Below are 20,031 nucleotides of genomic sequence, written 5' to 3'. Positions count from 1 at the left end.
CTAACCTGTGGGAATTTCCCCCACTTTTCATTTAAAGATCAGCACTATACCTCGGTTCTATTTTTTAAGATCTTCAAAAACCCGCCCATACGACTGGTTTTGCCCCATTTTGGGGAATCCCTAACATCTTTCTAATCAACAGAATACCCTTAAAAAAAACCTTGATTTTTTCGATGAATTATTGGGATGGAATAAAGATTTCCCTACTTTTAAGTCAAAGTGGGAATTTGTGGAGTAAAGTGGTAGAAAGTGGAGAGCATTTTGTTACTTTTGTCTTTACTACATACTCAACATTCTAAAGAGTTCAGAAAATTATGTTCAACAGTCAATACGATTGCAAGCTAGATCCCAAAGGGCGTCTGGTATTGCCGGCCAAAATTAAGGCGGCAATTCCGGAGGCTAATGGAGGTACGCTTATGCTTCGAATGGCTGAAGATAGATGTTTGGCTCTTTATCCGATGGTGGAATACAAGAAACTTGAGAATAAAATCAAGGCCCTTTCCATCCATAATCCTGAGCAACGCTTACTGCAGCGCTCCTTTTTCAATTCTGTAGTAGATGTAGAGTTGGATAGCTCAGGTCGTCTTTTGATCCCGAAAGTCTATCAGGCTTATGCGGGTCTGGAGAAAGACGTGATCGTCGTGGGAAACGGAGGAAGAATAGAATTCTGGAATCAGGAAAACTATAGTAAGAATATCATAGTCGATCCGGCAGACCTTTCTGGTCTGATGGAAAAGCATCTCATATAACCTCATGACAGAGTCAGTTTACCATATCCCAGTGATGCTAGCCCAATGCACTGAAGGCTTGTCTATTGATCCCAATGGGATCTATGTGGACGTGACTTTCGGTGGAGGTGGACATTCTCGGGAGATTCTGAAGCAGCTGGACAAGGGCCATCTATACGGCTTCGATCAGGATGTGGATGCTGAGGCAAATATTCCGGCTAGTGACAATTTCACTTTCGTTGCTGCCAATTTTCGGGATTTGAAAAAATACCTGAGACTACACGGCGTGAAGAAAGTAGATGGAGTCTTGGCTGATTTGGGGATCTCTTCCCATCAGATCGATGAGCCGAGCAGGGGTTTTTCGACACGGTTCAGCGGAAGTCTGGATATGCGAATGAATCAGTCGGCAGATATTTCTGCCAAAGAAGTGCTCAATACATACAATGAAGCTCAGCTTCATAAGATCCTGGGGATGTATGGTGAGGTGAAAAATGCGAAGACTTTGGCTCAAGCTATCGTCTCCGAACGAGCTGCTCAACCATTTGAGACTACCGAAGGATTTACTGCTTTTTTGAAAAGATATGCGCCGAAAGGCAAAGATTTCAAGTACTACGCTCAGGTCTTTCAGGCGTTGAGAATTGAGGTTAACGATGAGATGGGTGCTTTGGAAGATATGCTGCTACAAGCGGTAGAAGTGCTGAAGCCGGAAGGTCGCTTGGTAGTGATGAGCTACCATAGCCTGGAGGATCGACTAGTGAAAAACCTGATGATCAAAGGGAGATTTCAAGGCGAGGTGGAGAAGGATTTTTACGGGAATCTTATTCGTCCATTAGAGCCGATCAGCAGAGGAGCTGTGATCGCAGATGCAGAAGAAATCGCATCTAATCCAAGAGCAAGAAGTGCAAAATTAAGAATAGCGAAGAAGACAGGGGGATGAGCAATACATTTAAAAAGAAGCTAAAGTCAGGCAATAAACCGAAAGGTGGTCCTCGCAAATCCATTTTCAGCTGGATCGAAGAGAAGCTGGATGTCACTGGGATTTTGGGTGAGGGAGTGCCTGTCCAATTGGTTCCACCGGTTGGATTTGTGGCTTTATTGGCACTAATCTACATCTGGAGCAACCACCGCGCAGAAAATATGGTGCGCCAGATAGAAAAAGCTCAGCAAGAAGTGGAAGATCTACGAGCTGATGTCACGACGTTGGAAGCAGAATACATGCTGAGTAGTATGCAGTCAGAAGTTGCGAAGCGAGTAGCTGCGCAAGGAATTTATGAACTCAATCAGCCACCTATAAAAATCGAGGTAGAAAAGTGAATTTCAAGCGATCCATATTGATCCGAGTACGGGTGGTTTTCATCCTCATAGCGCTGTGCTCAGCTGCTATCCCGTACAAAGTCGCCAAGTTGCAAATGGCGGATGGAGACATATGGCGTGAAAAAGCCGAAACTATCAACTTCCAGTACCGTGAAGTACCAGCTACTCGAGGTAATATCTACGCAGCAGATGGGAGTTTGCTAGCGACTAGTTTACCCTTCTATAGAGTAGCACTTGATCCAACCATCGCCAAGTCCGATACCTACAAAGCGGGGATCGATTCGTTGGCAAACAAACTTTCTGCTTACTTCAAGGATAAGTCTGCGGCCTCCTATAAGAGAATGATCAACGATGCGAGGCTTGATAACAAACGATACTTGGTTTTGAACAGGCAGCAAATCGGCTACCAAGGGATGCAGGAGATGTCCAACTGGCCGATTTTCAGAAACGGAAGACTGGGAGGGGGAGTGATCTTCGAGAAGGTTGAGAAAAGATACAGACCGTTTAATTCCCTTGCCAGCCGTACCGTTGGCTTTTTGAATGAAGACGACTATGGTGCTGGAATCGAATATAGTTTCAATAACTACCTCCAAGGTCAAGATGGTAAGGCACTTTTTCAGCGCTTAGCTGGAGGAAGTTGGAAGCCTGTTTTTGATGCGGAAGATGTGAAGCCAGAGAATGGCTTCGATGTCACCACTACGCTGGACGTGAATATTCAGGATGTGGCAGAAACTGCTTTGCGACGTCAGTTGACCGATCGTGATGCAGAATTCGGTTCTGTGATTGTGATGGAAGTGAAAACAGGCGCGATCAAGGCGATTACCAATTTGCAGAGAAATAGTAGCGGAAATGGCTACGGCGAGAATTACAATTACGCCATAGGAGATCAGGGAAATACAGAGCCGGGCTCGACCTTCAAGTTACTTTCCATGCTGGCGCTTTTGGAAGAAAATAAAATCACGCTGGAAGAAACCATAGAAACCGGGAATGGCGCTCACAAATTCTATAATCGTACGATGCGCGATGCCAAAAACGGCGGATACGGCACCTTGACTATTCGTGAGTCTTTCGAAAAATCTTCCAATGTGGCGGTCTCTAAATTGGTAGATGAACATTTTGGCGCTAGCCCATCCAAATTCATGGCTTATGTAGATAAAGTAGGACTTCGTGAGCCTTTTGGCTTTCAGCTAATAGGCGAGGGCAGACCATATTTTAACAAGCCAGGAGAAAAAGGCTGGTCAGGCGTTTCTCTTCCGTGGATTTCAATCGGCTATGAAGTAAAGCTGAATCCACTGCATACGCTTGCATTGTATAATGCCGTAGCGAACGGTGGCAAAATGATGAAGCCTTATATCGTGCAGTCCATTTCCAAAGGAACCATCATCGAGGAGCAATATCAGCCCGAAGTGATCAGAAAGCAGATCGCCTCCGAAAAAACCATAAAACTCCTTCAAGGACTTTTAGAAGGGGTAGTGGAAAATGGTACCGCCAAAAACATCGCCAATGCGGATTACAAAATTGCAGGTAAAACAGGTACCGCGCAGAAACTGATCAACGGGCAGTATTCTAGAATTTACTACACCAGTTTCGCAGGCTATTTCCCTGCGGACAATCCTAAATATTCAATGGTTGTCGTGATCGATAGTCCAAAGGGATTCGCCGCCTACGGAGGTGATGTCTCAGCGCCGGTTTTCAAAGAGATCGCGGACAAAATCTATGCGCTTGACATAGAGCTAAATCCTGGTAATCAACAGCAGATAGTGAGAGCTGAGCTAGAAGGCTCCCAATATCCCTATGTAAGAGCAGGCAAGGCAGAAGAGCTTCAAGAAATATTTGAAGAATTCGGATTGAAAGCATCTCCAGCCAATCCTGAGGAATGGGTGAAGACCGTAGCTCAGGATGCAAGCGTGCAGATGAGCGTCAATGACACCGACAAATCCCTTGTCCCGGATGTCTCAGGACTTCCGCTTCGGGATGCGCTTTTTATCCTGGAAAATAAAGGGATGAAGGTCAACTACACTGGAAAAGGTCGAGTGAAAGCGCAGTCGATTTCCGCTGGATCAGAATTAACACCAAATGCAACCATCAACCTGGTTTTAGGATAAATGAAAATACTGAAAGACATATTATATAAAGTATCACTTACCTCGACTACCGGAGACATGGAATTGGGTGTGAAGGATATTGTCTTCGACAGTCGTCAAGTGACTGAAGGAAGTGCTTTCGTAGCGATCAAAGGAACGCAGGTTGACGGTCATGAATTCATAGAGAAAGCTATAGCACTTGGCGCTCAGAGCATCGTTTGCGAGCAATTGCCAGAGAAACTAGCAGAAGGGATTACCTACGTGGAAGTGGTGAATTCTGCTCGTGCATTAGGAATTATGGCGAGCAACTATTTTGACAATCCTTCGGAAAATATCAAAGTAGTGGCGATTACCGGTACAAATGGTAAAACGACTACTGCTACGCTTCTGCATCAGCTATTTATGCGAATGGGCTATAGCACGGGTTTGCTTTCCACGGTAGAAAATAAGATTAACGAGACGGTAATTCATGCTACTCATACTACGCCAGACGCAGTGAGTGTACAGGCATTACTTCGCAAAATGGTGGAGGAAGGATGTACGCACTGCTTCATGGAAGCGAGTTCGCATGCGATCGTGCAGGAAAGAATTGCAGGTTTGAAGCTAGCTGGAGCAGTTTTTACAAATATTAGTCATGATCATTTGGATTATCATGGCACATTCGACGAGTACATCAAGGCGAAGAAAAAGCTGTTTGATGAGCTTCCAAAAGACGCATTTGCACTGGTAAATGGTGACGATAAGAGAGGTGCAGTGATGCTTCAGAATTGCAAAGCTTCCCACCAATATTTTGCGCTAAAATCCCCAGCTGAATTCAAAGCCAAAATCATCTCAAATACCCTCGAAGGATTGGAGTTGGATATCAACGGTAAGTTGATCTGGTTTAGAATGATCGGGGCATTCAATGCCTACAATCTTCTGGCAGTACTGGGAGTCACGGTATTATTAGATGAGGAAGAGGATGAAGTTCTTCGTGAGCTGTCGGGAATTCGTGGAGCCAAGGGGCGATTTGATAGAATTTCCATTGCGGGAATTACCGCAATCGTGGATTATGCACATACTCCGGATGCGCTAGAAAATGTCCTCAAGACAATCAACGGAGCAAGAACAGGTGGCGAGCAACTAATTACTGTTGTGGGTTGCGGCGGAAATCGTGACAAAACCAAGCGTCCTATCATGGCTAAAATTGCTGTTCAGGAAAGTGACAAAGCTATTCTGACCTCCGACAATCCACGTTTCGAAGTTCCGGAAGAAATACTAAAAGATATGCAGGCAGGCGTAGGTCCGTCTGAAATCAGAAAAACATTATCCATCGTGGATCGCAGAGAGGCAATTAAGACAGCTTGTATGCTTTCCCAAAAAGGAGATATCATCCTCATTGCCGGCAAAGGCCATGAGGATTATCAGGAAATCAAGGGAGTGAAACACCACTTTGACGATGCTGAAGTAGTAACTGAATTTTTACAACAATTGACACAGAACTGAAATGTTATACCCACTTTTTGACTATTTGGACAAAGTGATGGATCTGCCTGGCGCAGGGGTGTTTCGCTATATTTCCTTTCGTGCGGGAATGGCTGCGGTTTTTTCATTGGTCATTACTATTTCATTTGGTCACAAAATCATCGCCTGGATCAGAAATAAGCAGATCGGAGAGACAGTAAGAGATTTAGGTTTGAAAGGTCAGCAGGAGAAAAAAGGTACACCTACTATGGGTGGCTTGATGATCATGGCTGCGATCTTGATTCCTACGTTGCTTTTCGCAGATCTGAATAATATCTACATCATCCTTTTGCTGATCACTACAGTTTGGCTAGGCACGATTGGTTTTATCGATGATTACATCAAGGTTTTCAAGAAAAACAAAGAAGGTCTTGCCGGAAGATTTAAAATCATCGGCCAAATCGGCATCGGTATTATCGTGGGTTCCACGCTTTATTTTAATGAAAGTGTAGTTATCCGTGAGTTCACCAATCCAGTTTCCATCGAGGAAGGCGTGGTAGAGACTCCAACTTATCGTGACGTGAAAGTGGCGAAGACTACTATTCCTTTCACTAAAAACAACGAACTGAACTACGAGACTTTGTTGGGCTTCATGGGCGAGGCGATGACTCCGATTCTATACATTTTCGTGGTGACTTTCATCATCACGGCCGTTTCCAACGGTGCCAACATCACCGACGGAATAGATGGTTTGGCTGCAGGAACCTCGGCCATCATTGGATTGACGATTGCGATTTTCGCCTACATCTCTGGCAACGCCATTTTCTCCTCCTATCTCAATATCATGTACATCCCCAACTCGGGCGAGCTGGTGATTTTTGCGTCAGCATTCATAGGTGCATGCGTGGGATTCCTTTGGTACAATGCCTATCCGGCGCAGGTTTTCATGGGCGACACGGGCAGTTTGATGCTCGGAGGAGTGATCGCAGTGTTGGCTTTGACGCTTCGCAAAGAACTGCTCATCCCTGTGATGTGTGGAGTTTTTGTGATTGAAAATGTAAGTGTAATGCTCCAAGTGGGTTATTTTAAATACACTAAGAAAAAATATGGGGAAGGCAGAAGGATCTTCCTGATGTCCCCGCTTCACCATCATTATCAGAAGAAAAATATCCCAGAGGCCAAAATCGTAACCCGATTCTGGATTGTGGGAATTCTATTGGCAGTAATCACTTTGGCAACATTAAAACTGAGGTAATAGAAATGAAGAAACTAGTCGTTCTGGGCGCAGGAGAAAGCGGATTGGGAGCAGCAATGCTTGCCAGACAGAAGGGCTATGCCGTTTTCGTTTCAGATGGAGGACAGATTTCTCCAGCTAGAAAAGCTGAAATGGAGCGATTGGAAATTGACTTTGAAGAGGGAAACCATTCGGAAGATAAAATCCTAAGTGCTCATCTGATCATCAAAAGTCCAGGCATTTCTCCGAAGATTGAAATGGTCACTAAGGCAGCTTTGACAGGCATTCCAATCATCGATGAGTTGGAATTTGCTTTTGGCTATAGCTCAGGAAAAGTGATCGCAATCACCGGGACCAATGGCAAGACTACCACGACTTTACTCACTTATCATCTGATGAAGGAAGCTGGTCTGGATGTGGGATTGGCTGGAAATGTAGGCCAGAGCTGGGCAGGTCAACTGCTAGATACAGATCATGCTTGGTGGGTGATTGAGTGTAGCAGTTTCCAGATTGACGGTTTTGTCAACTTCAAACCTTCAGTGGCGATTCTTTGCAACATCACTCCTGATCACTTGGATCGCTACGAATACAAGATTGAGAATTACATAGATTCTAAGTTTGGGATCTTCAAAAATATGACTTCAGAGGATCAAGCCATTCTTTTTGCAGAAGATGAGCTGACGCAAAAAGGTCTGAAGACAAATGAGATAAACGCTTCTATTCTGTGGATTTCTGCTTTGGAAGTACAGAATGCTGGAGCTTGGACGAATGGTGAGGAATTGGTTTTTGCGATTGCGGAAAAATCAGTTCGTGTCCCAGTGGATACTCTTTCGCTCAAAGGGAAACACAACCTGCTGAATTCGCTATGTGCCGGTTCTGCAGCTTTGATCGCCGGAGTGAGCGAGGTGGATTTGATGCTGGCTTTCCCGACGTTCAAAAACGCCCCTCATCGCATGGAGCTGATCAGAGAGGTCGATGGAGTGAAATTCATCAACGACAGCAAAGGAACCAATGTAGAGGCGACGGCATATGCCTTAGCGAGCTACGAAAATCCATTAATCTGGATCGCTGGAGGTGTGGACAAGGGAAATGACTACACGGTCCTTTCCCCATTGACCGAAAAAGTGAAAAGCCTGATTTGTCTAGGAAAGGACAATGAGAAATTGAAAAAAGCATTTGCTGCTCAGATCAAAGATATCCGGGAAACTCAAGATATCGCTGAAGCTGTGATCTGGGGACAAGAAATTGGAGAGTCAGGAGATGTGGTTTTGCTATCCCCAGCCTGCGCCAGCTTCGACTTATTTAAAAATTATGAGGATCGCGGGAGGCAATTCCGCACCGCGGTAGAGAACCTAAAACCGAAAGCCATCGCATGAATCAGTTTAAGGCATGGATAGATAGAAATTTCAAAGGCGACCCAATCATTTGGGGCATTGTCATTCTATTATCGCTTTTCAGTATTCTGGTAGTGTATTCCGCTACGGGTTCCTTGGCGTACAAGTATGCCGGTGGAAATACCGAGATCTACTTGATCAGGCATTCTATGCTAATTCTAGTATCGCTTGTGGTCATGTGGGGAGCGCATAAAATTCCCTATAGAAAATACGCCGTTTACGCACGTTTGGGCGTCATTATTTCTATTCCTCTTTTGTTGGTGACGTACCTTTTTGGTTCCAATATCAATGAAGCAAATCGCTGGATTACCATTCCGGTAATCAATCAGGCATTCCAGCCTTCAGATTTGGCAAAACTGGCCTTGATTGCTTCGATTGCTGGGATGCTGGCAAGAAGACAGAATAATATCAAAGACTTTAAAAGCACGTTTGTACCGATCATTATTGCGATAGGGTTGATCAGTGGATTGATCGCCATGGCGAATTTCTCAACAGCGATTTTGCTTTTGCTTACCTGCCTTTTAATCATGTTTATTGGCAGAGTTCCAGTGAAGTATTTGGCCATGGTTTTACTGGTCGGCGCGCTGGGATTAACCGCTGCCGGATTCATCGGCCAAAGAGGTGCTACACTGGTTTCCAGAGTGGAGGATTTTCTCAATAAAGATGAGGTTCCCTTTCAGGCTGAGCAGTCTTATATCGCTATCGCAACTGGAGGAATTGGAGGAAAAGGTCCAGGGAACTCTGAGCAGAGAAATTCACTTCCGCATCCTTATTCTGATTTTATCTATGCCATCATCATCGAGGAATATGGACTGATCGGAGGATTCTCTGTGCTGTTCCTCTACCTCGCGCTGCTTTACAGAGGCATGCGGATCGTGGCAAATTCCAATAAAGCATTTGGAGGATTGCTATCTGCGGGATTGAGTTTCGCATTGGTAATCCAAGCATTAGTCAATATGGCTGTCGCAGTTGGGCTGGGACCAATCACAGGTTTGCCACTTCCGCTCCTCAGCATGGGTGGGACATCGCTGGTATTTACAGGGATTTCCCTTGGGATTATCCTGTCGGTTAGTCGAGGAGATCACCAAGACGAATCGCATGCCAGCACCTCAACAATAGGAAATAGATCTAGACTTAAAACCGCATAATTATTAACGCACAGCGCACATATCGCATTTTGATCAGTGGTGGAGGTACCGGAGGGCATATCTATCCGGCTATCGCTATTGCCCATGCTTGGAAGGAAAAACATCCTGCCAGCGAGATCTTATTTGTGGGTGCTTTGGGCAAGATGGAAATGCAGAAGGTGCCAGAGGCTGGGTATCGAATCAAAGGTCTTCCAGTGGCTGGATTGCAGAGAAGCCTGACTTTGGAAAACCTGAAGTTTCCTTTCAAACTCTTGAAAAGCCTAACTCAAGCTTCGCAAATAATAAAGGAATTCAAACCTGATGCTGTGGTAGGAGTAGGCGGCTATGCAAGTGGACCTGTTCTCTATGCTGCGCAAAAAATTGGAATTCCTACGCTGGTGCAGGAGCAAAACTCCTATGCTGGCTTGACCAATAAAATTTTGGCTAAACGAGCCAAGAAAATCTGTGTTGCATACCCTGACATGGACCGTTTTTTCTCAGCTGACAGAATCGCCTATACAGGCAATCCTGTTCGCAAGGATATTCTTGACTTGTCAGGAAAAAGAGAAAAGGCAATTGCCCATTTTGGACTTGATCTAGCAAAAAAAACGCTTTTGGTATTGGGTGGATCGCTGGGAGCTAGGACGCTGAATAATGCGGTACTCGCAGATATGCGAAAGTTGGAGGCTGAGGGCTATCAGGTTCTTTGGCAGTGTGGCAAGTTTTATTTCCAGGAAATGAAATCCAAGCTGGCTGAATCTGGCCTGACAACTATTCATCTCAATGAGTTCATTCGCGAGATGGATCTTGCTTATGCTGCAGCTGATGTGATCGTGTCGAGAGCTGGCGCATTGTCGGTTTCTGAGCTTTCGCTCGTGGGTAAGCCGGTCATCTTTATCCCATCTCCAAATGTAGCCGAGGACCATCAAACCAAAAATGCCATGGCTTATGTCAGCCATGATGCAGCGTTGCTTTTGAAGGATTCTGAAGCCGTAGGCAGGTTGGAACAAAAAGTAACTGAGCTAATGAAAGACGCACAACTGTCTGAAGCATTAGGAAAAAATATAAAGAATCTGGCTAAGCCGAATGCGGCAATCGCCATAGTGGAAGAATTAGAGCAATTGATTGTATGAGTTTCGAAGGTATAAATAGCGTCCACTTGATCGGTATAGGCGGCATAGGCATGAGTGCCTTGGCTCGCTGGTTCCGCCATGAAGGATACGCTGTGTCCGGCTATGACCGCACGCCTTCGCCGCTGACGGATGAATTGATCACCGAGGGAATGCAGATTTCTTTTGAGGATAGCAAGGCTACTATTCCAAGTAAGGTCATCGACAACCCTGAGAAATCACTAATTATCTGGACTCCGGCGATGCCTAAGGAAAGTGCTCAACTGAATTTCTTCAAAGAGAATAACTTCCAACTCAAGAAAAGATCTGAAGTGCTAGGTATAGTGACGAGCACGTACTACACCATTTCCGTTGCCGGGACTCACGGCAAAACGACCACTTCTTCCATGATCGCCCACATGCTGAAATCAGCGAGAAAACCTGTGGTGGCTTTTCTAGGTGGCATCACTCAGAACTATCAGAGCAATCTGATTTTGGGTGGAAAAAAATCCAAGGAACCAACCTTAGTTGTGGTGGAAGCGGATGAATTTGATCGCTCATTTCTCAGACTTCACCCAAATGAAATAGTGCTGACAAGTGCCGATCCGGATCACCTGGATATCTATGGAGACGAGCAGCACATCTTGGATGGCTTCCTTGAGTTCGTCAATTTGGTAGATAAAAAAGGAAGATTATACATACAGCAGCAGGCTGGGCAAAGACTTGGAGAAGGCAAACTTCCGAAAGTGGCTACGCGCGAATACGGCTTGAGGTCATCTGGAATCAGTGCTGAGAATATTCAAGCGAGACCGGGATCATTTGTGTTTGACTATATAGACGGTAAGAATGAAATAAAGGGCTTGGAGTTATTTATTCCAGGTTTTCATAATGTGGAAAATGCGTTGGCAGCTATCGCTATTGCATTGGATCATCAGATTTCTGAAGAGCAGATCAGAAAAGGATTAAGCTCTTTTAAAGGAGTGAAGAGAAGATTTGAGATTCATGTGAATGAAGGTAATCATGTTTTTATCGATGACTACGCCCATCATCCTGAGGAGATCAGAGCTTGCTTGAGTTCTGTTCGGGCAATGTTTCCTACGAAGAAATTAACGGTGATTTTCCAGCCGCACTTGTTTTCTCGTACCAGGGATTTTGCCGAAGGCTTCTCAGAAAGTCTATCCCTGGCTGACTCGGTGATTTTGCTGGATATCTATCCTGCGCGGGAACTTCCTATCGAGGGAGTGACATCAGCGATGCTACTGAAAGGGATTAATACAGCTCATAAAGAATTAGTAGGTAAAGAGGAGTTGATGGGTCATTTGAAGCAGACCTCTCCGGAAGTTTTGGTGACACTGGGTGCTGGTGATATAGACCGCCTGGTGCCTGAGATTGCATCTTGGATGAAAGAGGGACTTAACCGATACGCATTATGAATAAGGCTAACCTAAAGAAAATAGCGGCTTTTGTAGTGCTCACATTGGTGTTGGTTGGTTTTATAGGCTTTGTAGAAAAGCAGACGCTGTATAAGACCTTCCAAGGAACGGAGATAGATATAGAAGGAGTAAGCGGAGTGTATTTCGTAGAAGATGCAGAGATTACTAAAATTCTAAGTGAAGCATTCCCTGAGTTGAAAGCTGGATTGATGCTGGAGCAAGTGCCGATGAAAGCCATAGAAACTAGACTGCTCGGACATCCCTTTGTGAAGTCGGTGGAAGCGATGCTGGGGCAAAAAGGCATCTTGAATTTAAAGATTAGCCAGCATCAGCCGATAGCGAGAATTGCACAACCGATGGGAGCTGACGGATACATCACCACTGAAGGAAAGGTGATTCCAACTTCCACTTCATATACGAGTCGTGTGTTGATTTTGGAAGGTGATTATGCGGAAAAGCTGATGGATAAAGGAGACATCAATGCGGATATGCCTGAGCTGATGGAATTGATAGAGTTCATCACTGAAGATGAGTTTTGGAATGCGCAGATCACCGAGCTAGAAGTGAATTCAAAGGATAACATTCGCCTTTTTCAACAAGTGGGAAGACAAGTCATTGAGTTTGGGGATGCACATGATATAGCAAATAAGTTTGACCGGATTTCGGTCTTCTATAAGGAAATATTGGCCCGCAAGGGCTGGAATACTTACGATCGGGTAAGTGTGAAGTTTAAGGATCAAATAGTCTGTGAATAATAGCTTGGAAATGGAAAACAAAGAATTGATTGTAGGACTGGATATTGGGACAACTAAGATCTGTGTCATCGTAGGTCGTAAAAATGAGTATGGCAAACTCGAGGTGCTAGGCATGGGCAAAGCCGTTTCGGACGGAGTTGATCGTGGAGTAGTGACCAATATCGACAAGACTGTGCACGCCATCGAAAAAGCAGTAGAGGAAGCGTCAGAAATGGCCAATGTGGACATCGCGGATGTCATCGTGGGCATCGCTGGCCAGCATATCCAGAGTAAAATCCAGAGCGGTAGCATCATGCGTCACCCGACGGAAGATGAGATCACCATCGAAGATGTGAGGAGACTCTCCAGTGAAATGGAAAACATCCTAATCCCTCCGGGAAATACTATCATTCACGTGATGCCACAGGATTACACGGTGGATTACGAAGGTGGGATCAAAGACCCAGTAGGTCATTCTGGTACTCGTCTGGAAGCTGATTTCCATATCATCACCGCTCAGACTACCGCCATTAATAATATCAACAGATGTGTTCGCCGCGCAGATTTAGTTTCCAAGCAACTGATTCTGGAGCCGTTAGCAAGTTCACTTTCTGTGCTGAGTGACGATGAAAAAGAAGCAGGCGTTTGCCTGGTGGACATAGGAGGCGGAACTACAGACATCGCCATTTTCTATGAAAACATTATTCGTCATACGGCTGTGATTCCTTTGGGAGGAAATATTATCACTAAAGACATCAAAGAAGGCTGCATGGTAATGCACAACCAAGCGGAACTTCTCAAAACCAAATTTGGCAAAGCCATCACCGAGGAGGCAAATCCAAATGAAATCGTATCGATTCCCGGCTTGAGAAATAGAGCTCCAAAGGAGATTTCTATTCGAAATCTAGCTTCAATCATTCAGGCAAGAATGGAGGAAATCATCGAGATCGTTCAGAATGAGATCATGCAAAGCGGACACTACAAGAAGCTGGCTGGAGGGATAGTTCTCACTGGCGGTGGAGCACAACTGCAGTTTGTCAGCCAGCTCTTCGAATACATGACTGGGCTGGATACCAGAATAGGATATCCTAATGAGCATCTGGGCAAGTCGGTAGTGGAAGAGGTGAAAAGCCCCATGTATGCTACTTCTGTGGGTCTGGTGCTTGCAGGCTTCAAAGCATTGGACGACAGAGAACAGGGATATGCGAATCGTACAGCTAACGGCAAAACAGTGAAGCGAGCAAAAAATATTGACATTAATCCAAAAGATATATTCGAAAAAATAGCTGGGAAACTGAAAGGCATTCTCAGCGATGACATCGGAGACGATACTAACTACTAGGGCTTATGATTAGGGGAGATTGCTGGCTTTGCTGTCAATTTCCCTATTTAAAAAACCACTAAAAAAACCATAAGAAATTTCACCAATAACAATAAATATGTCAGATAACATGAAAGATTACAGATTTGATTTACACAAAAATCCGAAGTCGATTATTAAAGTAATCGGTGTAGGTGGAGGCGGCTCCAATGCCGTAAACCACATGTTCGGTCTAGGAATTAAGGACGTTGAGTTCGTGGTAGTCAACACCGACGCGCAGGCACTTAAGTCTAGCCCAGTTCCACTTAGATTGCAGCTTGGCGCCAATTTGACTGAAGGGTTGGGTGCTGGCGCAAATCCTGAGCAAGGAAAAAATGCAGCAATAGAATCTGAGGATGAGATCAGAGAACTATTAGCAGACAATACCAAAATGGTATTCATCACTGCTGGAATGGGTGGAGGTACCGGTACTGGTGCAGCTCCTGTGGTAGCTCGAGTTGCGAAAGAGTTGAATATCCTGACTGTGGGTATTGTGACCGCTCCATTCATGTTCGAAGGAAAGAAGAAAATGAATGTAGCTCAGGCAGGTATTGAAGCGCTTCGCGAAAACTGCGATACCGTGCTGGTTATTTTGAATGATAAACTGAGAGAGATCTATGGCAACTTGGCCATCAGAACAGCTTTCAGCAAAGCGGATGATATTTTATCTACTGCTGCGAGATCCATCGCTGAGATCATTACTGTTCATCAGGATGTCAACGTGGATTTTGAAGATGTGAAGACTGTAATGAAAGATGCTGGTGCTGCCGTGATGGGTTCTTCCACTGAGGAAGGTGAAGGACGTGCGATACGCGCTGCCGGTGCTGCTATCTCGTCACCATTGCTGAACAATGTGGATATTAAAGGTGCTGAGAAAATTCTACTTTCCATCATGTCTGGTGAGGACGAGGAATTGTCTATGGACGAATTGAGCGAAATCACTGAGTACATCCAGGAGAAAGCAGGTGACAATGCTGAAGTGATTTTCGGTCAGGGTATAGATCCAGAATTGGGCAAAGCTATCCGAGTGACAGTGATTGCCACTGGTTTTGAAATGGACAGACTTCAAGGTTCATCCAAAGTAGTAGAAACTCAAAAGGCGGTAGTTATTCCTGCTCCTGCCCCAGTTCCAAGTGCTCCAATAGCCGAGGTAGAAGAAGAAAAAACGGTAATTAATCTTGACTCTGGTAAATCTGAGAAAGTGAAGGAAGAATCAGTAGGGAACGGAACTACTTTTACGTTCAATCTGCCTAAAGCTCCAGTAGCTGCTCCAATTGCCGAAGTGAGACCAGCTGCAGAAGCACCAAAGAAAGTAGAAGAGCCAATCGAAGCTCCTAAGCCTGCTGTCAAGAAAGAAAGCATTTTCTCTTTCATGAAGCCTAAAGAAGAAGTGAAAGCGGAAGCGCCTAAGCCAAGACAGGAGAAAATCGTTCATGATCTTTTCGAAGAAGAGGAAGAGAAGAAAAATGTAGAACAGCCTAAAAAAGAAGAGGAGGCAGCTACTCCGGCATTTGCTAATGATTACTATGAGCAAATGAAGCAGAAGGCAATTCAGAGAGCTCACGAGCGCTTCGAAAAGCTAAAGGGCAACCGTGCTTTCAATCCAACTCCTGAGGAATTGAAGGAAAAAATGGAAGTACCGGCTTATCAGCGTAAGAATGTTGTGTTGAACGAACCTCAGCATAGCTCAGAGCCAAGCATCAGCAAGTACAACTTGAGCGATGAGAATGAGATTCTAGGTAATAATAGATTCCTGCACGATAATGTGGACTAAGTCCTAAAATTCTAGCAGCATGTCTGCCTGGGTTTGAAGCAAGTCCATGTACAGCCTGTTGGTGAGCAGGTTATCTGACATATTTTGTTCTATTTTAGCCAGTTTTGGTTGAAGAGCAAGGACGTTCATTCCCAGATAATGGAAGATGTCGGTAAGGTGGCTCATAGCGATGCCACCCCCGCCTATTCCAGATGATAATCCCACCATTGCACATTTTTTGCCCCTAAATGTATTAGGGTAGGTCATCCCGTCGATAAAGGTTTTTAGGATTCCCGGAAAGGATCCATTGTACTCAGGGACGATAAATACGAACTTTTTCCCGTCCACTAGTTGATCGTGGAATTTATTATACAACTCATGTTTCCCATTATTTTCATAGAGTGCATTATCTATAAAGTCACCGGGTAAATCTTCTAACTCTAGGATTTCCGATTGTTCTCCCTTCTCTTTTAGAATGCTTTGATACAGCTCAGCAATAGTTTTTGAAACAGAATTCCTGCGGTTGGTTCCGATGATTATCTTGATCATGTTGTGTTTTTTCTGAACAGAAGACATTCTTGCTATTCTAATTGTTTGATGCTTTGCTGTATTTTATATCTTTAGGACAGGCAAATTACATCCTATGAACTACCTAACTAATATTTCAGAAGCAGCTTCTTTTATCCAATCGCAATATACAAGTGAAGTCTCAATCGCCATCATTCTCGGCACAGGACTAGGTCGATTGGGAGATCAGATCAGTGTTGAAAAGGAAATTGATTACTCAGATATCCCGCATTTTCCCATTTCTACAGTGGAAAGTCACTCAGGGAAATTGATCTTTGGGGAGCTTTCTGGCAAAAAAGTGATGGCAATGAAGGGCCGTTTTCATTACTACGAAGGCTATTCTATGCAGGAGGTAACTTTTCCTGTCAGAGTAATGAAAAAGCTAGGAGTAAAAACGCTCTTGGTCTCCAATGCTTGTGGAGGATTGAATCCTGCGCAGGAAGTCGGTGACGTGATGATCATCCGTGATCAGATTGATCTCTTTCCTGAAAGTCCTCTTCGGGGGAAGCACTTTGAAGAGTTCGGACCTAGATTTCCAGACATGAGCGATGCTTACTCTCAGAATTTGACAGCTATTGCATTGGGTTTTGCCAAGGCAAATGCTTTTCGTGTTCACACTGGCGTGTACGCAGGTGTGCAAGGTCCCAATCTGGAAACACCTGCGGAATACAAATACATCAGAAGCATCGGTGCTGATGCCGTGGGGATGAGCACTGTGCCGGAGGTGATTGTAGCCAGGCAGATGGGACTAGAAGTTTTTGGCCTTTCGGCAATTACGGATTTGGGTGTGGAGGGTAAAATACAGCCTGTTTCCATTGCCGATGTACTGGCTGCTGCTGCCAAGGCTGAGCCAGTGATGGCATCGATCATCAAAGAAGTTGTCAGACAAATGGATTGAAGCCAATAGGCCCAATGTATTGCGATACTTCTCTGTTTTGGAATTCAGAAATGTTGATCAGGGTAGGTAATTCAATTCTATCCTGAGCTCAATAGTAAATCGGTTCATTGTCTCCCAGAAATATTCTTGTGATTAATTGAATATTCGCTTTGGGCGCCGGTCGGGTTGTATGAATATAGAATTTTGGGCATTCCTTATACTTTCAAATACACCTATTATTCCGAGTCAATCCCTGAAATCGAGCAATTGAAACTACTATGAAAGCAATTATCTGTAAAGAATTTGGCTCGCTTGAAAAGTTAGAACTGGGAGAACTACCTGATCCCAAACCCACCAAAGATAAGGTAATAGTGGCCGTAGAGGCCTGCGGAGTTAGCTATCCTGACTTACTCATTCTTGAAAATAAGTACCAATTCCAGCCGGAACTTCCCTACTCGCCAGGTGGCGAAGTAGTGGGGAGGATAATAGAATTAGGACAAAATGTATCTCATCTAACTGTAGGAGATCGTGTATTAGCACTTTGTCGATGGGGTGGATTTGCCGAAAAAGTCGCTGTGGATACCGATCGAATTTTTATGATCCCTAGCGGTATAGCTACCGAAACGGCCGCTGGTTCACTATACACTTACAGTACTTCCTTGCATGCGTTGCAAGATAGGGCTCAGCTACAGGCAGGAGAAACTATCCTAGTACTAGGTGCGGCTGGAGGAGTGGGATTGGCGGCGGTAGAACTTGCTAAGGCTATGGGAGCAAAAGTGATCGCTGCGGCTTCCTCTGATGAAAAACTTGAACTTACTAGACAAAAAGGCGCAGACGCAATAATCAATTATGAATCGGAAGATTTAAAAGCTAGAATAAAGGACTTGACCGATGGTAGGGGAGTTGACGTGGTACTGGATCCTGTGGGGGGAAAATACACCGAGCCAGCATTGAGGGCAATAGCCTGGAAGGGTCGATACTTGATCGTCGGTTTTGCCAATGGTGGTATCCCACAAATCCCCATGAATCTGCCTTTGCTCAAGGGCTGCTCTATCATCGGCGTGTTTTGGGGTAGGTTTTCTACACTAGAGGCGGATCAAAACAAGCGTAACTTAGAGCAGCTTTACCACTGGTTTGCTGAAGGGAAATTATCCGGAAAGACAGCTGTTTCCTACCAATTTGAAAACGCAAAACAGGCACTAATGACACTACTGGATCGAAACAATTTTTCGAAGGGAATCGTGTGGATATGATTTTAACTAAACAAGTTCGTAATCTCCTCGTAAGAACTAAAGTTGCCTACCATTTCAAACCAACTCTCACCCATGCTTAAAAGTCTCCTTTTATCTTCTTTATTTCTAGTCTCCTTTTTTTCATTTGCACAAACTCCTTTCAACCCTGATACAGAACCTGATTTTGTCAAGGCGACCTACGCTGGAGGCAACTTGATTAGTATTCTTAGTCAAGACTTGAGCTATTCCAAAGAAGCTGCTTTGAACGGCACGGAGGGATATGTTACGTTTTTGTTAGTGATTGATGAGAATGGAAAGCTGGTATCAGTTACTCCCAAGGACCGGGTTTCTGATTTGCTGGCCAATCCGGCAAAGGCCGCAATAGATAAATTGACAGCAAACTGGAAGCCGAGCAAAGTGGGAGGTCGGCCTGTGGAACGAGAGTATTTGCTCGTGTTCAGCTATAAGATTTTCTACAATGCTCTTCCTCTGGACTATCATGCGATGGCCAAAAAGTATGAGGAGAAAGGCAAGCTCGAAAAGGCAGTCAAAACCTATGATGATGCGATCAAGGAGTATCCTTACGACCCGGTGTACTACACGATGAGAGCCAAATACAAAAGCGAATTGGGGGATGCTGATGGGGCTAGAGCGGATGCTCTTATGGCGCAAAAAATCAATATGGAAGTCTTAGCTGTGGTGCAAATAGCACATACACAGAGTGTTCGATAAATCCTCAGACTGAGCGCTCATCTCAGTCTGAAGATTGAATTAATGTCAGGAAACTGCTTTCACGTTTACTTCAATATTTCCACGGGTAGCTTTAGAGTAAGGACATACTTCATGAGCTGCATCCGCTAGCTTTTGTGCCTCTTCAAGTGTGGAAGCATGAGGGATCTTTACAAAGATATCCACTGCCAATCCAAAGCTTCCTGGGCCGTAATTTCCCAAGTGAACTTTTGCAGTAATTTCAGAATCTCTTAAGCTAGTCTTGCCAGCAACAGCTCCCAAGGCACCCCCGAAACAGGCTGCGTAACCCGCAGCAAAGAGTTGCTCAGGATTGGTCTTTCCGCCTTCTCCGCCAATTTCTTTTGGCATAGCCACGTCAAAATCCAGCAGACCATCATCAGTTTTTACATGTCCTTTTCTTCCACCAGAGTTGACAGCCACTGCGGTATAGTCAATAGTTAATTTTTCCATTTTTAAGATGATTTTTTTATCGTTTCAATTTCTTTTAACAAGTTTACCAGTGAATGGTTTAAGTCGGCCAATTTTGATTCCCCCCTCTCCGCGAACTCTTCGTTGATAGAAGATAGGATTTCTAGCACTTTGGTTTGAAGGGATTTTCCGGGGTAGGTGAGCTCCACATGCACAGTTCTTTCATCTGATTCGCCCCGCTGTCTTTTCACATAGTTCATGGCTTCTAGTTTTTTCAACAAGGGAGTCAGCGTGCCAGAATCCAGATAAAGCCGCTTTCCTATTTCATTTACTTTTAGACCATCCTGTTCCCACAGGACTGAGAGGACAAGAAATTGCGGATAAGTAAGATTCAACTCATTCAAAGAACCTTGTATGAGCTGAATGAGTAATCTCGAGCTGGAATAAAGCGAGAGAGAAAGCTGATGAATAGGAAGCATAGCAA

The 20,031-nt window shown here is 44.6% G+C and carries 19 protein-coding genes; 16 read left to right on the top strand and 3 right to left on the bottom strand.

From position 1 onward, the window contains the following. The first annotated feature begins 314 nt into the window (after positions 1 to 314). The 13 genes from mraZ (at position 315) to ftsZ (ending at position 15,734) form a co-directional block, all read left to right on the top strand. Positions 315 to 749 (top strand): division/cell wall cluster transcriptional repressor MraZ, encoded by a 435-nt coding sequence (mraZ, locus tag ABJH64_RS04605; protein ID WP_348277304.1) that lies wholly within the window; start codon positions 315 to 317, stop codon positions 747 to 749. A gap of 4 nt (positions 750 to 753) precedes the next feature. Further along, entirely contained in the window at positions 754 to 1,665 is a 912-nt protein-coding gene (gene rsmH, locus ABJH64_RS04600) for a 16S rRNA (cytosine(1402)-N(4))-methyltransferase RsmH (RefSeq protein ID WP_348277303.1), read from the top strand. Further along, the gene (locus ABJH64_RS04595; protein ID WP_348277302.1) at positions 1,662 to 2,042 is read left to right on the top strand and encodes an FtsL-like putative cell division protein; all 381 of its coding nucleotides are present in this window, start codon (positions 1,662 to 1,664) and stop codon (positions 2,040 to 2,042) included. Before rsmH ends, ABJH64_RS04595 begins: the two co-directional genes overlap by 4 nt. Continuing rightward, entirely contained in the window at positions 2,039 to 4,147 is a 2,109-nt protein-coding gene (locus tag ABJH64_RS04590) for a penicillin-binding protein (protein ID WP_348277301.1), read from the top strand. Before ABJH64_RS04595 ends, ABJH64_RS04590 begins: the two co-directional genes overlap by 4 nt. Further along, complete coding sequence (locus ABJH64_RS04585; protein ID WP_348277300.1) at positions 4,148 to 5,611, top strand: UDP-N-acetylmuramoyl-L-alanyl-D-glutamate--2,6-diaminopimelate ligase; 1,464 nt, start codon at positions 4,148 to 4,150, stop codon at positions 5,609 to 5,611. Between the two features lies 1 nt (position 5,612). Beyond that, the gene (gene mraY, locus ABJH64_RS04580; protein WP_348277299.1) at positions 5,613 to 6,824 is read left to right on the top strand and encodes a phospho-N-acetylmuramoyl-pentapeptide-transferase; all 1,212 of its coding nucleotides are present in this window, start codon (positions 5,613 to 5,615) and stop codon (positions 6,822 to 6,824) included. Positions 6,825 to 6,829: 5 nt separating this feature from the next. Next, positions 6,830 to 8,179, top strand: a complete 1,350-nt coding sequence (gene murD, locus ABJH64_RS04575; RefSeq protein WP_348299150.1) for a UDP-N-acetylmuramoyl-L-alanine--D-glutamate ligase — start codon at positions 6,830 to 6,832, stop codon at positions 8,177 to 8,179. Beyond that, positions 8,176 to 9,345 carry an FtsW/RodA/SpoVE family cell cycle protein gene (locus ABJH64_RS04570; RefSeq protein ID WP_348276659.1) on the top strand — a complete coding sequence of 390 codons (1,170 nt, stop codon included), beginning with the start codon at positions 8,176 to 8,178 and terminating at the stop codon, positions 9,343 to 9,345. The genes murD and ABJH64_RS04570 overlap by 4 nt, the downstream gene beginning before the upstream one ends. Before the next feature lie 29 nt (positions 9,346 to 9,374). Next, complete coding sequence (gene murG / locus ABJH64_RS04565) at positions 9,375 to 10,457, top strand: undecaprenyldiphospho-muramoylpentapeptide beta-N-acetylglucosaminyltransferase (protein WP_348276658.1); 1,083 nt, start codon at positions 9,375 to 9,377, stop codon at positions 10,455 to 10,457. Next, positions 10,454 to 11,866: a UDP-N-acetylmuramate--L-alanine ligase gene (gene murC, locus ABJH64_RS04560; RefSeq protein WP_348299152.1), complete on the top strand. Its 1,413-nt coding sequence runs from the start codon at positions 10,454 to 10,456 to the stop codon at positions 11,864 to 11,866. Before murG ends, murC begins: the two co-directional genes overlap by 4 nt. Beyond that, positions 11,863 to 12,621, top strand: a complete 759-nt coding sequence (locus ABJH64_RS04555; protein ID WP_348276656.1) for a cell division protein — start codon at positions 11,863 to 11,865, stop codon at positions 12,619 to 12,621. The genes murC and ABJH64_RS04555 overlap by 4 nt, the downstream gene beginning before the upstream one ends. Positions 12,622 to 12,631: 10 nt before the next feature. Continuing rightward, positions 12,632 to 13,942, top strand: a complete 1,311-nt coding sequence (gene ftsA / locus ABJH64_RS04550; protein WP_348276655.1) for a cell division protein FtsA — start codon at positions 12,632 to 12,634, stop codon at positions 13,940 to 13,942. A gap of 109 nt (positions 13,943 to 14,051) precedes the next feature. Then, complete coding sequence (ftsZ, locus tag ABJH64_RS04545; protein WP_348276654.1) at positions 14,052 to 15,734, top strand: cell division protein FtsZ; 1,683 nt, start codon at positions 14,052 to 14,054, stop codon at positions 15,732 to 15,734. A 3-nt stretch (positions 15,735 to 15,737) separates the two neighbouring features. On the opposite strand, the gene ABJH64_RS04540 is transcribed toward ftsZ, so the two are convergent. Then, positions 15,738 to 16,262 carry an NAD(P)H-dependent oxidoreductase gene (locus ABJH64_RS04540; protein WP_348276653.1) on the bottom strand — a complete coding sequence of 175 codons (525 nt, stop codon included), beginning with the start codon at positions 16,260 to 16,262 and terminating at the stop codon, positions 15,738 to 15,740. Between the two features lie 94 nt (positions 16,263 to 16,356). On the opposite strand from ABJH64_RS04540, the gene ABJH64_RS04535 reads away from it, so the two are divergent. From ABJH64_RS04535 to ABJH64_RS04525, 3 genes are all read left to right on the top strand, one after another. Next, positions 16,357 to 17,178 (top strand): purine-nucleoside phosphorylase, encoded by an 822-nt coding sequence (locus ABJH64_RS04535; protein WP_348276652.1) that lies wholly within the window; start codon positions 16,357 to 16,359, stop codon positions 17,176 to 17,178. Positions 17,179 to 17,435: 257 nt separating this feature from the next. Continuing rightward, on the top strand, positions 17,436 to 18,410 hold the full coding sequence (locus ABJH64_RS04530) for an NADPH:quinone oxidoreductase family protein (RefSeq protein ID WP_348276651.1): 975 nt from the start codon (positions 17,436 to 17,438) through the stop codon (positions 18,408 to 18,410). Positions 18,411 to 18,482: 72 nt separating this feature from the next. Next, positions 18,483 to 19,121: an energy transducer TonB gene (locus tag ABJH64_RS04525; RefSeq protein ID WP_348276650.1), complete on the top strand. Its 639-nt coding sequence runs from the start codon at positions 18,483 to 18,485 to the stop codon at positions 19,119 to 19,121. A gap of 45 nt (positions 19,122 to 19,166) precedes the next feature. Here the strand turns inward: ABJH64_RS04525 and ABJH64_RS04520 are convergent, their stop codons facing one another. Further along, entirely contained in the window at positions 19,167 to 19,589 is a 423-nt protein-coding gene (locus ABJH64_RS04520) for an organic hydroperoxide resistance protein (protein ID WP_348276649.1), read from the bottom strand. A 2-nt stretch (positions 19,590 to 19,591) separates the two neighbouring features. Then, the gene (locus ABJH64_RS04515; protein ID WP_348276648.1) at positions 19,592 to 20,026 is read right to left on the bottom strand and encodes a MarR family transcriptional regulator; all 435 of its coding nucleotides are present in this window, start codon (positions 20,024 to 20,026) and stop codon (positions 19,592 to 19,594) included. Positions 20,027 to 20,031: the final 5 nt, after the last annotated feature.

Origin of the sequence: Algoriphagus sp., from assembly GCF_039969895.1 — a bacterium.
Taxonomy (GTDB): Bacteria; Bacteroidota; Bacteroidia; order Cytophagales; family Cyclobacteriaceae; genus Algoriphagus.
This window is presented reverse-complemented; position numbering and strand designations above follow the sequence as displayed.

What these genes read in the sequence shown, in the direction of transcription:
- mraY (WP_348277299.1), top strand. Translation starts at nt 5,613, where the DNA reads ATGTTATACCCACTTTTTGACTATTTGGACAAAGTGATGGATCTGCCT.
- ABJH64_RS04555 (WP_348276656.1), top strand. Translation starts at nt 11,863, where the DNA reads ATGAATAAGGCTAACCTAAAGAAAATAGCGGCTTTTGTAGTGCTCACA.
- murC (WP_348299152.1), top strand. Translation starts at nt 10,454, where the DNA reads ATGAGTTTCGAAGGTATAAATAGCGTCCACTTGATCGGTATAGGCGGC.
- rsmH (WP_348277303.1), top strand. Translation starts at nt 754, where the DNA reads ATGACAGAGTCAGTTTACCATATCCCAGTGATGCTAGCCCAATGCACT.
- ABJH64_RS04520 (WP_348276649.1), bottom strand. Translation starts at nt 19,589, where the DNA reads ATGGAAAAATTAACTATTGACTATACCGCAGTGGCTGTCAACTCTGGT.
- ftsZ (WP_348276654.1), top strand. Translation starts at nt 14,052, where the DNA reads ATGAAAGATTACAGATTTGATTTACACAAAAATCCGAAGTCGATTATT.
- ABJH64_RS04570 (WP_348276659.1), top strand. Translation starts at nt 8,176, where the DNA reads ATGAATCAGTTTAAGGCATGGATAGATAGAAATTTCAAAGGCGACCCA.
- ABJH64_RS04515 (WP_348276648.1), bottom strand. Translation starts at nt 20,026, where the DNA reads ATGCTTCCTATTCATCAGCTTTCTCTCTCGCTTTATTCCAGCTCGAGA.
- mraZ (WP_348277304.1), top strand. Translation starts at nt 315, where the DNA reads ATGTTCAACAGTCAATACGATTGCAAGCTAGATCCCAAAGGGCGTCTG.
- ABJH64_RS04535 (WP_348276652.1), top strand. Translation starts at nt 16,357, where the DNA reads ATGAACTACCTAACTAATATTTCAGAAGCAGCTTCTTTTATCCAATCG.
- ABJH64_RS04585 (WP_348277300.1), top strand. Translation starts at nt 4,148, where the DNA reads ATGAAAATACTGAAAGACATATTATATAAAGTATCACTTACCTCGACT.
- ABJH64_RS04540 (WP_348276653.1), bottom strand. Translation starts at nt 16,262, where the DNA reads ATGATCAAGATAATCATCGGAACCAACCGCAGGAATTCTGTTTCAAAA.
- ABJH64_RS04525 (WP_348276650.1), top strand. Translation starts at nt 18,483, where the DNA reads ATGCTTAAAAGTCTCCTTTTATCTTCTTTATTTCTAGTCTCCTTTTTT.
- murD (WP_348299150.1), top strand. Translation starts at nt 6,830, where the DNA reads ATGAAGAAACTAGTCGTTCTGGGCGCAGGAGAAAGCGGATTGGGAGCA.
- ABJH64_RS04530 (WP_348276651.1), top strand. Translation starts at nt 17,436, where the DNA reads ATGAAAGCAATTATCTGTAAAGAATTTGGCTCGCTTGAAAAGTTAGAA.
- ftsA (WP_348276655.1), top strand. Translation starts at nt 12,632, where the DNA reads ATGGAAAACAAAGAATTGATTGTAGGACTGGATATTGGGACAACTAAG.
- ABJH64_RS04595 (WP_348277302.1), top strand. Translation starts at nt 1,662, where the DNA reads ATGAGCAATACATTTAAAAAGAAGCTAAAGTCAGGCAATAAACCGAAA.